Origin of the sequence: Kribbella sp. NPDC048915 (genome assembly GCF_040649595.1) — a bacterium.
Classification (GTDB): Bacteria; Actinomycetota; Actinomycetes; order Propionibacteriales; family Kribbellaceae; genus Kribbella.
In genome coordinates, this window is the sequence record NZ_JBEZFT010000081.1 from 19,492 (window position 1) to 32,825 (window position 13,334).

The window sequence follows — 13,334 nt, forward strand, 5'->3', positions numbered from 1 at the left end:
CACCGACGAGTCTGAGTTGATCGGCCCGCTCGAGCGGGCCGATCACCGGCGACGCGGCTCATGTCATCGACCGTAACAGATTGCATACAGTGTGCAATAGGTGCGGGTGTTCGGGTTCACTCGGTTCCCGGCGGGAAATCTGATAGACACCACATATGAGACTCCGCCCCGCCTCATTCCACCGCTCCCTCGTCGCCGGCGCCCTGGCCTTGACCGCCGTACTGTCCGGCGCACCCATCGCCCAGGCAGTCCCCGCCACCGCACCGGCGTTCCGCGGTGGACCCGTCACCGGCTGCCTGGATTCCTCCGTCGCCGGAACGGTCGAGGAGCAACGACTCGGCCGGGGCATCAACGGCGGCCCGTCCGTACCGGCCGAGATCCTGCGCCGTACCGGCTTCGATCGCCAGGTCGATGTGTTCACCCAACTCCTTTGCCGCGTCCCGTCCCGCAAGGCCGCGGCCGCACTCGTCCGCGCCCACGGCGAGGCCCTGTGGCGCGCAGCGACGTACCGCGCCCAGCACGCACCGCAGGACGCCGACGCGCTGCCGTCCACCGACGACCGCGGCCTGTACTGGGCACGCCTCTCGATGGCGCTCGCCCTCCGCCAATGGCAACCGGCCTTCGGTCTGAGTACGGCGGAACGCGCCGAGTTGATCCGCTCGTTCGAGTACGCCTCACGCGGCATCACGACCACGCGCTTCTCCCCCGGCGGTCGCAAGATCCTCGTCACCGGGTTCGATCCGTTCACGCTCGACGCGGACATCCGGATCGGCAACCCGTCCGGCGCGAACGCGCTCACCCTCGACGGTCAGCGGTGGACCGTCAACGGCACGACGTACGAGATCCAGACCGCTGTCTTCCCGGTCCGGTACACCGACTTCGACGAGAACATGGTCGAGGACACACTCGCCCCGCACTACCGCCCCGGCCCGCAGCACGCCGACCTGGTGATGACCGCCAGCCAGGGGCGGGTCGGCATCTTCGACCTCGAGGTGTTCAACGGGCGTCGGCGGTCGGTGAGTTCGATCGGCGACAACAACAACCTCTGGGGCGGCGGAACCATCAGCTCACCGGTCGTCTCTCCGAGCATGCCGGCCGGACCCGAGTGGACCACGTCCAGCCTTCCGTTGGCGCGGATGGCACAGACCGACGTGGCGCCGTTCCGCACCCGGGTCAACACGTCGATCCTCGAGATCCCCGCAGGCGAGAGCACTCCGGTCCGCCGCCCGGACGGTCCGACCGAAGGTTCCATCGCGTCGGAGGGCGCCGGCGGCGGCTACCTCTCCAACGAGGTGGCCTACCGCAACACCCTGCAACGCGACCTCCTCGACCCGTCGATGCCCGCCGGCCACCTGCACGTCCCGGTCCTCTCCTTCGACCTGACGAACAAGACCGACATCACCGACCCCACCTACGAGGCGAACCGGACTGCGATCATCACCGGAGCCCACGCCATCCTGCGCTCCGCTCTCAGCTGATCACAAAACCACCCACCTGATCACAATCCTGTTCCCCTGCCGTCCGGATCCTCACGATCCATGCGGTTGGTCGCCCACGAGGCCGTCGGGCAACCTGGTCCAAATGTCGACTTTTCTATATCGGCGATGGCCTGCCTGAGCTGGGACCTTGGTGACCAGCGGCGGACCGCGATAGGTCACGGGGGCCTGGTGTACAGGAAAGTGATCAGCTCGTGGCGAGTGATCAGTTCAGTGATCACTCGGTGAGGATTCCGAAGGCTTCCAGGATGTTGTCGACCCGGTGGTCGGGCGCTGGGGCTTCCGGGCGACGGCGGGTGCCTACCTGGATGGTGTGGAGACCGGCGTTGATTCCGCCCTGGACGTCGTACGCCGGGTGGTCGCCGACCATCCAGCCGTCGGTCAGCGTGGTGTTGGTGTGCTCTGCAGCCAGTTCGAAGATGCGGCGGTCGGGTTTGCGCACGCCGACCGCCTCGGAAATGCAGCAGAAGTCGACGACCTTCGCGATGCCCGTGTGCTGGAGCTTTCCGGTCTGCTGTACGACGGTCCCGTTGGTCACCACCGCCACCCGCCAGCCGTTGGCTCGCAGATTGGCCAGTCCGTCCAGTACCTCCGGCTCCGCCCAGGTGAATCGTGGATGCTCGCGGTCGTACTCCGCCACCGACAGCACAACGCCGTACCGCTCGCCGAACCCGGCGAACAACTCCTCCCGCGGCTGGAACCCGCCGTTGTCCTGAGCAACCAACCACTCGACCGCGTCCGCCCCCAACCCCGCGCGCCCCACGACCCACCGCGCCCACGCCGCGAACGCCGCATCCCGATCGATCAACGTGTTGTCCAGGTCAAAACAAACCAACCGCTCCACCCCACCACCCTCACACACCACTCGGCGACCTGACGATCCGCGCAGGTCTCAGCGCCAGCCCGGTGGCGGCCGGAACCATTTCCCGGGGCCGTGAACAGGTAAAGGGTGCTGTGAACAGGCAATAACAGGTGCTCACCCACCAGTTCCTGTTCAAGCCCCCGAGTTCCTGTTCAAGGCTGCCGGTTCAGGGCATACGGTGTCCCCGGGAGTGAGGGCGGGTCAGACGTCGATGCGGTTCTCGTCCAGTTCGTAGGCGCCTTGGACGAGGAATTCCTTGCGGGGCGCTACGTCGTTGCCCATCAGGAGGTCGAAGACTTGGGCGGCCGCTTCGGCGTCGTCGACGGTGATGCGGCGAAGCGTGCGGTGGCGCGGGTCCATGGTGGTTTCGGCCAGCTGATCGGCGTCCATTTCACCGAGACCCTTGTAACGCTGCGGTGGCTCCTTCCAGCGGACGCCCTTCTTCATGAGTTCGGCGGTTTTCCGCTGGTACTCCGCGTCGCTGTAGGTGTACAGGTACTTGTCCTGCCCCTTCTTCGGGTTCGTCAGCTCGAAGCGGTGCAGCGGCGGTACGGCGGTGTAGACGCGACCTGCTTCGACCAGCGGCCGCATGTACCGGAAGAACAGCGTGGCGAGCAGGCAGCGGATGTGGGCGCCGTCGGAGTCGGCGTCGGCCATGAAGATGATCTTGCCGTAGCGCGCCTGCTCGAGGTCGAACGAGCGGCCGGAGCCGGCGCCGACCACCTGGATGATCGCGGCGCATTCGGCGTTCTTCAGCATGTCGCCGACGGATGCCTTCTGCACGTTCAGGATCTTGCCGCGGATCGGCAGCAGCGCCTGGAACTCGGAGTTCCGCGCGAGCTTCGCCGTACCCAACGCCGAATCACCCTCGACGATGAACAGTTCGGACCGATCGACGTCGTTGCTGCGGCAGTCCGCCAGCTTCGCCGGCAGCGCGGACGATTCGAGCGCGGTTTTGCGGCGCTGCAACTCCCGGTGCTGACGCGCGGCCACGCGGGTCCGCGACGCCGCGACAACCTTCTCGAGGACGGCGCGGGCCTGCGCCTTGTGCTCGCGCTTGGTCGAGGTGAGGAACTTCTCCAGCTCGGTCTGGACGACCTTCGCAACGATCCGCGACGCGGCCGGCGTACCGAGAACTTCCTTGGTCTGGCCATCGAACTGCGGCTCGGCCAGGCGCACGGTCACGACCGCGGTGAGCCCTTCGAGGACGTCGTCCTTGATGATCTCCTCGCCGTTCTTCAGCAGCCGGGTGCCGTCGAGTGCGCTCGTGAAGCTCTTCGACAGCGCGCGCTCGAAGCCGTTCACGTGCGTACCGCCCTTGGGGGTGGCGACGATGTTCACGAACGAGCGGACCTCGGTCTCGTAGCCGTCCCCCCAGCGGACCGCGATGTCGACGTCCAGGTCGCGCTCGACGTCGGTCGGGGTCATGTGACCGTCGTCGTCAAGCATCGGCACGGTCTCGGTGAAGTGACCGGTGCCGGTCAGCCGGATCACCTCGGTCACCTTCTGGTCGGTGGCCAGGAACTCGCAGAACTCCGAGATGCCGCCGTCGTGCTTGAACCGCTCCTCGGTGACCTCGTCGCCGCGCTCGTCGCGGATCACCAGCTCGAGCCCCGGCACCAGGAAGGAGGTCTGGCGCGCGCGGGTGACGAGTTCGTCGTAGTTGAAGGACGCGTCCTTGGTGAAGATCTGCCGGTCCGCCCAGTACCGGATGCGGGTGCCGGTGGCGCCCTTCTTCGCGCGGCCGGCCTTGCGCAGGCCCTTCGCGGGCGTGAACGACGCATTCGCGCCGTCGCCGTCGAACTGGCCGGGAACACCGCGCCGGAACGAAGTGGTCCAGACCGTACCGCCGCGGTCGACCTCGACGTCGAGGCGCGCGGACAGCGCGTTCACCACCGAGGCGCCGACACCGTGCAGACCGCCGGAGGCGTTGTACGACCCGCCGCCGAACTTGCCGCCGGCGTGCAGTTTGGTGAACACGACCTCGACACCGCTCAGCTTGGTCTTCGGCTCGATGTCCACCGGGATGCCGCGCGCCCGGTCGATCACCTCGACCGAACCGTCCTTGTGCAGCACGACGTCGATCCGGTCGCCGTGCCCGGCCAGGGCCTCGTCGACCGCGTTGTCGATGATCTCCCACAGGCAGTGCATCAGGCCGCGACTGTCGGTGGACCCGATGTACATCCCCGGCCGCTTCCGGACCGCCTCGAGCCCTTCGAGGACGAGCAGGTGGCGGGCGTTGTACGTCGGGTCGATCTCGGTACTGCGAGGTGTCGGGGCGGCCACTGGGCTCCTTCACATGGTTCACACGCTGACGACGTACAGCCTATGCGGCCGCACCCCCAAAACGACGCAGGCATGCCATCGCGGCCGGACACCGGACGAACCGCCCGCCGAACATTCCGGAGCGTGCAGACATACATGCGGGTACCGGAAACACGTGACGTCGCAGGTATCGATCAGGACTCAATTGGGAGTGGCGTACGACACTCCGATCCCGAGCAGACGGTGACGGTTCCATGGCGCACAGTGAGAAGAGAAGCACCCCGCCTCCGGTGGCACACCAGAAATCCGCTCGAGAAGAAACGATTCCCCGTCAACGAACGTCATACGAGGACAGGTGGTTCGTCTCACATACGGACACGTTGTCCCAACCGGGAAGCGATCCGCGTGTCAGGATGTTGCTATCTGGTGAGTACGGAACTAGATGAGATGAGGCCTCAATGACTACAGCACTCGCCCCGAGTTCGGCCCTGTCGGCCGCGGATCGTTGTGACCGCTGCGGTGCGCAGGCCTACGTCCGAGTCACTCTGACCAGCGGTGGGGAGTTGCTCTTCTGCGCCCACCACAGCCGGGAGCACTCGGAGAAGCTGCGCGACATCGCGATCACGATCCACGACGAGACGAACCGGCTCGACGCCACCCCCTCGGTCGCCGCTGAAGACGAGCGGTGACCTCCCAGCAGTCTTGAACCGTTAGCTGTCACAAACGCGCCAACGGCGGCGCCAAAGTCATACAGGCTTCGACGGCGGTTCACCCATCGGGTGGGCCGCCGTCCTGTGTGTCACAAAGTCCCTTACACAACAGGAACCTCGGGCCCGGGGCCGTGCCGCCGCAATTCTTGCCACGCCCGCGCCAGCCGGCCGACGGCGTCGTCGAGGACCTGCTCCGAATAGGCGAACGGAATCCGTACGTAGTCGTCGTGCTCACCGGACGGATCCATGGCGTGCCCGGCAACGACCTCTACCCCGTGCCGGAGCGCCACCTGCGCGAAGACACGGGCATCCGTCGACGGCAGCCGGATCCACAACGCCGACCCGCCGACCGGAGGCTCCCACTCCCACTCGGGAAGCCGTGAGCTCAGCAACTCCCCCATCAACTTCTTCCGCCCGGTTGCCAGCCGTGCCCGGGCGGCAGTCAGTTCGGAGAGCCGAGGCAACAATCTGGCGGTCAGCGCCTGGTCGATGACCGGACTGCCGAGATCCGCCAGCGCCTTGTGCCGCGCCAGCCGCTCGACCAGGGGCCGCGACGTTCGGATCCACCCGATCCGCAGACCGCCCCACACGGCTTTCGACACCGACCCGATCGTCAGCACCTCCGCGTCGTCCGGTGCGTACGCCGCCAGCGGCGGCGGAATCTCCGGCCCGGCGGGATCCCACGCAGAGTACGCGTTGTCCTCCACCACCACGACTCCGTGCCGCGCGGCCACCTCGGCGATCTGCCGACGGCGATTCGCCGACATCAGCCGCCCGGTCGGGTTGTGAAACGTCGGCATCACGAACAACATCGCCGGCTGGTGCTCGCCCAGCGCGGCCTCGAGCAGATCGGGCCGGATTCCGGCATCGTCCAGCGGTACGCCGGCCACACGCCCGCCGGCTGCTCCGAACAGGTCGAAGCACCCCGGCCAGCTCGGCTGCTCGATCGCGACCGTGGCACCGTTGCGCAGGAACATCTGCGTCGCCAGCGCGATCGCCTGATGCGCACCCGTGGTGACGACGATCTCGTCCGGCGACGTCGGCAGGCCGGACTCGGTGAAGTGGTCCGCGATCCGCTCCCGCAGGACCGGCAGCCCGCGTGGGTGGTAGCCGACATCACCGAGCAGTTCGGGCAACTCGTCGGACGCGAGCTCGACCAGCTCCGACGACAGTTCGGGCAACCCCGGATCCACGGCGTACGTGAGCGAGATGACCTCGCCCTGCCCGACCGTGATCCGGTGGAACAGCGACTCGCCGTACCCGGCGGGCATCCGCTTGTCCGATCGTGAACGCCCACGGCCGGCCGCCCGCGCGACCCTCGTCCCGCTGCCGCGCCGGCTCTCGACCAGACCCCGCGCGCGGAGTTCGTCGTACGCCGCGACGACCGTCGAGCGGCTGATCGCGAGCGCGTCGGCCAGCCGGCGCTCCGCCGGGAGGCGCGCACCGACCGGAAGCTCCGCGGAGCCGATCAGGGCCGTGATCTCGTCCGCGAGCCGCCGGTACAGGCCGCCCGTGCGCCCGGTCAGCCGGTGGCCGATCAGATCGGCCAGCACGTCCGGGTCTCCAGAACGGTCCACTTCTCCTCGGATTGGCTCGGGTGGACTGCTTCGGTCGCCGACAGGCTAGTACCTCAAGGCAGTCCACTTCGAGGAGCAGAGATGGGAATCGGTCAGTTGGCGGGGTTCGCCGGCGCGACGCTGGTGCTGGTCGGGATGCCCGGTCCGAACAACCTCTACATCTCGCTCCGCAGCCTCACCCAGGGGCGGCGGGCCGGCGTCGTCTCGGCGCTCGCGATCGAGACCGGGACGCTCGTCTACCTCGTCGTCACCGCGCTCGGCCTGGCCACGCTCGTCCAGACCTCCCCGGCAGTGTTCCGGGCGATCACCGTGGCCGGCGCGCTCTACCTGGCGTACCTCGGGCTCAAGCTCCTCAGGGCTCCGGCGAGCGAGCACGCAGCCGAAGGCCTTCAGGCCGCACCGTTGGGCCGCGTATTCCGCGACGGCGTCGTGGTGAATCTGCTCAACCCGAAGGCCGCGCTGTTCTTCCTCGCGTTCCTGCCGCAGTTCGCCACGCGCGGCGCGAACCCCGACCAGTTGCGCGCCGAACTCCTGATGCTCGGCGCCGGCACGCTGCTGATCGGTCTCGCGCTCGACCTCTGCTACGCGATCGGCGCGGACGCCGTCGGACGCCGGTTCCGGGCCGCCCGTACGTCCAGCCGCACCCGCAACCTCGTGGTCGCGACGATCTACCTCGCGCTCGCCGCGTTCGCCGTCACGACCGCGCTCTGAGGCGCCTCGACCACCGTCAACTCGCCGTCCGCGAGCCGCAGCGACAAGGCCTCGCCGCCGACCCGCAGGCCGTCGAGCTCGAGCACCTTCCACGGCAGCGTGACCGCGGGGTTGATCGCCAACCTGCCGCCGGGAACGTCGGGCTCGATCCCGAGAGCGGCGACCAGGACCGCAACCGCCGACGTCGCCGCCCAAGCTTGCGGCCGGCACGACAGTGGGTACGGCGTCGGCGTCCGCTCGGCCTCCAGGCCGCGGCCGCCGTACAACTCCGGGAGCCGGTAGTCGAATGCCTCCGCAGCGCGCACCAGACCCTCGACGTACGACGATGCCACCTCGGACTGACCGCTCGCGAACAGGCCCTGCACCGTCATCGCGGTGTCGTGCGGCCACACACTGCCCGTGTGGTAGCCGAGCGGGTTGAAGCGGGTCATTGCCGTCGACAACGTTCGCAGGCCGAAGCCGCTGTTCAGATCGGCGCCGGCCAGGACGTCGGCGACGGTCTGCTCCTCGTCCGCGTCGAGCAGGCCGGTCCCGAGCAGGTGGCCCATGTTCGAGGCGCGGCCGACCACCGGGTTCTTCGAGCCGTCGAGGGCGATCGCCGGGTAGCCGTCGACCCAGAACGCGGCGCGGAAGCGTTCCTGCAGGGCGGCCGCCCACTCTCGCCATTCGTCGCCGGACTCGCCGTGCGCCTCGAGCAGTTCGGCGCCCTGGATCGCGGCGGCGTACGCGTACCCCTGCACCTCGCAGAGCGCGATCGGCGCGGTCGCCAGCGTCCCGTCCGGCCACTGCACCGCGTCGGCGGAGTCCTTCCAGCCCTGGTTCGCCAGCCCGTGACCGGACTCGTCGATGTACTCGAGGAAGCCGTCACCGTCGGGGTCGGCGTACTCCTTCATCCAGGTCAGCGCGCGCCGCAGGTTCGGCAGCAGGTCGCGAACCTCGTCGGCGGGCATCCCCCAGCGCCACGCCTTGTGCAGCGTCATGATCCACAGCTGAGTCGCGTCGTGCGTCCCGTAGTACACGTCCGGGAGCACCAGTCCGCCGCCGTGGTCGGCGACCTCGGCCCGCAGCTCGTGCGGGATCTTGCCCGGCTGCTCGGCGGACCCGGCGTCGACCTTCGTCCCCTGCCGGGCGGCGAGCGCGCGCAGCGTCCCGGCGGCGAGGGTCGGGTCGACCGGGATCAGCATGCCCGACGAGATCAGCGAGTCGCGGCCGAAGAGCGTGAGGTACCACGGCGGGCCGGCGCCCAGGTACCGGTCGCCGTCATCCGCGAGCTGCAGCCCACGGACGTCGCCCAGCGAACGGTCGAACCAGTGCTCCACGCGCTTGTCGTCGCAGCGGACGGTCACGTCGTACGGCGCACGCTCGGCCGGCGGATCGATCGAGAAGCCGGTGTTCGACTTCGGGAACTCGGCCGTGATGTGCAGGGTGAGGGTGAACTCCTCCCCCGGCTCGAGATGCGGCGCGGCCGAGACAGCTGGATCGGCGGTGACGACGACGCGAGTGTTTTCGTCTTCCCACCGCGTGCGCTCGGGGCCGTCCGGGAGCGGGGCGAGCTGCGGCATGCTCTCGGCCGCGCCGCTGCGCACCGCCGCGGTACCCGCCAGGTCGGTGCCGAGAGCAACATCCAGCCGGCAGTCGACGGCATCCCGGGCGCGGTTCACCAGCGTGATCCGCTCGACCACCCCGTCGGACTGGACTGTTCGCGTGCGATACAGCATCACGGTCGGGTCGTGCCGGGTGTCACCGAGCCACTCGAGTGTCGCGACGTACTGATGGGTGGCTGTGTCGTGCTCGTCGACATGCACCGGGAGCGGCTCGCGGCCGTCGACCGTCACGCGCAGCTGCGACAGGATCCGGCGGTCGCGGGCGTACACGCCCTCCGCGCCGGTACCGGTGAGCTGCCCGGATCGCGGCGACAGCACCACCCACGGAGCAGAGAGCGCAGTGACCAGTTCATGCAGTGGGGACGACATGTCTCCACCCTAAACGTGACCCGGATGCGGTTAAGTAGGTATGTGGAGACAGGTGTGAGCATCCTCGTCGGGATCGCGATCTTCGTCGGCATCGTCGGGATCGTCGTCCCGATCCTGCCCGGCGCGATCTTGAGCCTGGCCGCGATTCTCGTCTGGGCGCTGGTCGAGCGCAGTGCGACCGGCTGGGTGGTGTTCGCCATCGCCGCGGTCCTGATCGGGGCCAGTCAGGTGGTCAAGTACGTCGTACCGGAGCGACGGCTTCGCGAGGCCGGCGTCCCGCGGCGGTCGATCGTGATCGGGGTGCTGCTCGGGATCGTCGGGTTCTTCCTGATTCCTGTGGTCGGCATGTTCATCGGTTTTCCGGTCGGCGTGTACCTGTCCGAGCTGCAGCGGCAGCGGACGCAGGCGGCCGCCTGGACGTCGACCAAGCACGCGCTGCGGCAGACCGGTGTCTCGATTCTGATCGAACTGCTGGGGACATCGCTGGCCGCGGCAGTGTGGTTGATCGCGGTGCTGTTCGTGGTCTGAGGCCGGGCGTGATTCCTTGGTCTGAGCACGTTCTTAGGTGATTGCCAGCTTTCTCTCAGGCTGGGTGGAGCGTTGTCCAAGGTCGGTGCGTCATCGTGAAGACCAGTGCCGGCTCCCCAGGCGGCACGCAGTACATCGCCCGTACATGATCAGGACGGAAGGCTCAGCACGATGAAGCTCACAGAGAAGCGGTGGCGCCTGCTCGGCACCGTCGCGGCGGTCGCGGTGACCACCACGGCCGGCGGCGTCGCCTGGGCGACGACCAGCGCGGACCCGACGCCGTCGCCGTCAACCTCCCCCTCCAGCCCGTCGACACCTGGTCAGGAGCAGCCGGACCGGCCGGGCAAGGGCGGTTTCGCGCGCGGCGCGTTCGGCTTCGGCGGCGCGCTGCATGGCGAGTTCGTCGTACCGAAGGACGGCGGCGGGTACCAGACGGTCGCGACGCAGCGTGGTGAGGTGACCGCGGTCAGCAAGGAATCGCTCACGGTGAAGAGCGAGGACGGCTACAGCCGGACGTACACAATGACCGAGGACACGCTGGTCAACGCCGCCCGCGACGGCATCGACGACGTGAAGACCGGGAACACCGTGACCGTCGTCGCTGTGGTGGCCGACGGCAAGGCGACGGCCAGTCGGGTGAACGACGGTACGGTCCGCAAGGCGGCCGGCGAGAAGTGGGGCTTCAAGCGCGGTCCCCGCTGACCTGCTCACAGCCGACGTACAGCTGGCTCGCGGCCGATTCACAGGTGATTGCCAGGAATCATCCAGGTTCCGCACGGCGGGCGGCGTCACACTGAGACCATGAGTCCGCATCTGCTGGTCGTCGACGACGAACCGAACATCGTCGAACTGCTGTCCGCGAGCCTGCGGTTCGCCGGGTACGACGTGACCACGGCGAGCCACGGCGCCGAGGCGCTGCGCAAGGCCCGCGACGTCGAGCCGGACCTGGTGGTGCTCGACGTGATGATGCCCGGACTCGACGGATTCGAGGTCGTCCGCCGGCTGCGTGGTGAGGACCGGCACGTGCCGGTGCTGTTCCTCACCGCGCGCGACGCGGTCGAGGACAAGGTGCTCGGGCTGCAGACCGGCGGCGACGACTACGTCACCAAACCGTTCAGCCTCGACGAGCTCGTCGCCAGGGTCCGCGCGTTGCTCCGGCGCTCCGGTCACCGCGCTCAGGCCGCCGCGGACGCCGCCGTACTGCGGTATGCGGACCTGGAACTGAACGAGGACAGCTACGAGGTCTTCAAGGCGGGGAAGCCGGTGCAGCTGTCGCTGACCGAGTTCAAGCTGCTGCGATGCCTGCTGGAGAACGCCGAACGTGTGATGTCGAAGAGCCAGATCCTCTCCGCGGTCTGGAACTACGACTTCGCCGGTGACGCCGGGGTGGTGGAGTCCTACATGTCGTACCTGCGCCGTAAGGTCGACACCGGCGACCAGAAGCTGCTCCACACCGTCCGCGGGGTCGGCTACGTCCTGCGCACTCCTCGAGGGCCCAACTGATGTCTGTCAGCCATCACCAGCGGTTCACCGATCGGTACCCGCTGCGCGTCACGATCGTCGTGGTCGTGCTGGCACTGGTCGCGTTGGCGCTGGCCGCGTCCGGCGTGTTGGCCACCACGACCATGCGCGGGTACCTGCTCGACCGCGTCGACGAGCAGCTGCAGAAGACCGCCGTGCAGATGTCACGCATCGCTTCGGACCGGCGGCCGATTCCGCCTGGAGGCGGGCGCGGGCCGCGGCAGTTGCCGAGCGCGTTCGTGGTGCAGTTCAACGACTCCGACGGTGCCAGCGACAACGGGCCGTACGGGCCGCGGCTCACCGACACCGAGCCGCTGCCTGCGTTGCCGCGGCTGACGCTGGACGAGATTCGCGCGCTCGACGGGAAGGCATTCCAGGTCGATGCGCAGAGCGGCAGCGCGACCTGGCGGGTGCTGGCGATGCCTACCTCGGACGATCGCGGCTCGGTGATGGTCGCGCAGAGCCTCGGGGACATGGACCACACGATCCAGCGGCTGATCGGGATCCAGGTCGCGGCCGGCATCATCCTGCTCGTGTTGCTGGCCGGCGTCGGGACGTACGTCGTACGGCGAAGTCTGCGCGGACTGGAAGACGTCGAACACACCGCCGTCGCGATCGCGGGCGGGGACCTGAGTCGACGGGTCCCGCAGCGCGATCCGCGGACCGAGGTCGGGCGATTGTCGCTCGCGCTGAACCAGATGCTCGGGCAGATCGAGAACGCGTTCGCGCAACGTACGGCGTCCGAGTTCGCGGCGCGGCGATCGGAGGACGTGGCCAGGCGGTCGGAGGAGGCCGCGCGCCAGTCCGAGGAGCGGATGCGGCGGTTCGTGGCCGACGCCTCGCACGAGCTGCGGACGCCGTTGACGTCGATCCGCGGCTTCGCGGAGTTGTCGCGGCAACGCGGCGAGGTCGACCCGGACACGATGCGGCGGATCGAGGACGAGGCGCAGCGGATGGGTCTGCTCGTCGACGATCTGCTCCTGCTCGCGCGCCTCGACCAGCAGCGGCCGCTGCGGACGGAGACCGTTGATCTGTTGCCGATCGCGGCCGATGCTCTGCACAACGCGCAGGCCGTCCAGCCCGAGCGGGACATCTCGCTGACGATCCTGCCTGGGTCGCAGGCGCCGGTGGTACTGGGCGACGAGGCGCGGTTGCGGCAGGTCCTCGGGAACTTGGTGAGCAACGCGCTCCACCACACGCCGGTGTCCGCGCCGATCACAGTGTCTGTCGGTACGCGTGGCTCGGAGGCAGTCTTGGAGGTCAGCGATACGGGTCCTGGGCTGACCGACGAACAGAAGTCCCGCATCTTCGAACGCTTCTACCGCGCCGACACCGCCCGCACCCGCACCACCGGCGGCTCCGGCCTCGGCCTGTCCATCGTCGCCGCCCTGGTCGCCGCCCACCGCGGCCGAGTCACCGTCACAGACACCCGCCCCCGCGGTGCCACCTTCACCGTCCACCTCCCCCTCTCCCCCAATCCCCCACCCACCTGACAGCAGCGCACGGCGTCCGGCAAGCAGCGGATTTCGCATGCCGCGTCCGCTCCACAACCCGAGCTGACGACGATCCCCGAGCCCACCCGTACCCGAACCGGAGCGCCTGCCCGTGCCCGCACCGTGGGTTCACCCATCGTGTTGTGGGTTCCGTACCCGTATGAAGGGTGAGGAACCCACAACAGCGTGGGTGAACCC

At 68.5% G+C, this 13,334-nt stretch carries 11 protein-coding genes; 7 read left to right on the plus strand and 4 right to left on the minus strand.

The window, feature by feature from the left end:
* Positions 1-155: 155 nt before the first annotated feature.
* Positions 156-1,478, plus strand: a complete 1,323-nt coding sequence (locus AB0B82_RS29210) for a hypothetical protein (protein ID WP_360175495.1) — start codon at positions 156-158, stop codon at positions 1,476-1,478.
* Positions 1,479-1,713: 235 nt separating this feature from the next.
* Here the strand turns inward: AB0B82_RS29210 and AB0B82_RS29215 are convergent, their stop codons facing one another.
* The gene (locus tag AB0B82_RS29215; RefSeq protein WP_360175497.1) at positions 1,714-2,340 is read right to left on the minus strand and encodes an HAD family hydrolase; all 627 of its coding nucleotides are present in this window, start codon (positions 2,338-2,340) and stop codon (positions 1,714-1,716) included.
* Between the two features lie 219 nt (positions 2,341-2,559).
* Positions 2,560-4,644, minus strand: coding sequence for a DNA topoisomerase IV subunit B (locus AB0B82_RS29220; protein WP_360175500.1), 2,085 nt, complete (start codon positions 4,642-4,644; stop codon positions 2,560-2,562).
* A 437-nt stretch (positions 4,645-5,081) separates the two neighbouring features.
* Here AB0B82_RS29220 and AB0B82_RS29225 point away from each other — a divergent pair, with 437 nt between their 5' ends.
* A complete protein-coding gene (locus AB0B82_RS29225) occupies positions 5,082-5,312 on the plus strand; it encodes a hypothetical protein (RefSeq protein WP_360175503.1) in 231 nt (76 codons plus the stop codon).
* A gap of 122 nt (positions 5,313-5,434) precedes the next feature.
* Here AB0B82_RS29225 and AB0B82_RS29230 read toward each other — a convergent pair whose 3' ends face one another.
* A complete protein-coding gene (locus tag AB0B82_RS29230) occupies positions 5,435-6,910 on the minus strand; it encodes a PLP-dependent aminotransferase family protein (protein ID WP_360175506.1) in 1,476 nt (491 codons plus the stop codon).
* 81 nt (positions 6,911-6,991) lie between these two features.
* On the opposite strand from AB0B82_RS29230, the gene AB0B82_RS29235 reads away from it, so the two are divergent.
* Positions 6,992-7,621 carry a LysE family translocator gene (locus AB0B82_RS29235; RefSeq protein WP_360175509.1) on the plus strand — a complete coding sequence of 210 codons (630 nt, stop codon included), beginning with the start codon at positions 6,992-6,994 and terminating at the stop codon, positions 7,619-7,621.
* Here the strand turns inward: AB0B82_RS29235 and AB0B82_RS29240 are convergent.
* Complete coding sequence (locus tag AB0B82_RS29240; protein WP_360175512.1) at positions 7,579-9,594, minus strand: glycogen debranching N-terminal domain-containing protein; 2,016 nt, start codon at positions 9,592-9,594, stop codon at positions 7,579-7,581. The two genes, AB0B82_RS29235 and AB0B82_RS29240, sit on opposite strands and share 43 nt — an antisense overlap.
* A 54-nt stretch (positions 9,595-9,648) precedes the next feature.
* Here AB0B82_RS29240 and AB0B82_RS29245 point away from each other — a divergent pair, with 54 nt between their 5' ends.
* The 4 genes from AB0B82_RS29245 (at position 9,649) to AB0B82_RS29260 (ending at position 13,136) form a co-directional block, all read left to right on the plus strand.
* A complete protein-coding gene (locus AB0B82_RS29245; protein ID WP_360175515.1) occupies positions 9,649-10,122 on the plus strand; it encodes a DUF456 domain-containing protein in 474 nt (157 codons plus the stop codon).
* A 171-nt stretch (positions 10,123-10,293) separates the two neighbouring features.
* Positions 10,294-10,824, plus strand: a complete 531-nt coding sequence (locus tag AB0B82_RS29250; protein ID WP_360175518.1) for a hypothetical protein — start codon at positions 10,294-10,296, stop codon at positions 10,822-10,824.
* 99 nt (positions 10,825-10,923) lie between these two features.
* Positions 10,924-11,625, plus strand: coding sequence for a response regulator transcription factor (locus AB0B82_RS29255; protein WP_360175521.1), 702 nt, complete (start codon positions 10,924-10,926; stop codon positions 11,623-11,625).
* Positions 11,625-13,136: a HAMP domain-containing sensor histidine kinase gene (locus AB0B82_RS29260; protein ID WP_360175524.1), complete on the plus strand. Its 1,512-nt coding sequence runs from the start codon at positions 11,625-11,627 to the stop codon at positions 13,134-13,136. Before AB0B82_RS29255 ends, AB0B82_RS29260 begins: the two co-directional genes overlap by 1 nt.
* Positions 13,137-13,334 lie beyond the last annotated feature (198 nt).

What these genes read in the sequence shown, in the direction of transcription:
- AB0B82_RS29210 (WP_360175495.1), top strand. Translation starts at nt 156, where the DNA reads ATGAGACTCCGCCCCGCCTCATTCCACCGCTCCCTCGTCGCCGGCGCC.
- AB0B82_RS29250 (WP_360175518.1), top strand. Translation starts at nt 10,294, where the DNA reads ATGAAGCTCACAGAGAAGCGGTGGCGCCTGCTCGGCACCGTCGCGGCG.
- AB0B82_RS29260 (WP_360175524.1), top strand. Translation starts at nt 11,625, where the DNA reads ATGTCTGTCAGCCATCACCAGCGGTTCACCGATCGGTACCCGCTGCGC.
- AB0B82_RS29255 (WP_360175521.1), top strand. Translation starts at nt 10,924, where the DNA reads ATGAGTCCGCATCTGCTGGTCGTCGACGACGAACCGAACATCGTCGAA.
- AB0B82_RS29235 (WP_360175509.1), top strand. Translation starts at nt 6,992, where the DNA reads ATGGGAATCGGTCAGTTGGCGGGGTTCGCCGGCGCGACGCTGGTGCTG.
- AB0B82_RS29240 (WP_360175512.1), bottom strand. Translation starts at nt 9,594, where the DNA reads ATGTCGTCCCCACTGCATGAACTGGTCACTGCGCTCTCTGCTCCGTGG.
- AB0B82_RS29225 (WP_360175503.1), top strand. Translation starts at nt 5,082, where the DNA reads ATGACTACAGCACTCGCCCCGAGTTCGGCCCTGTCGGCCGCGGATCGT.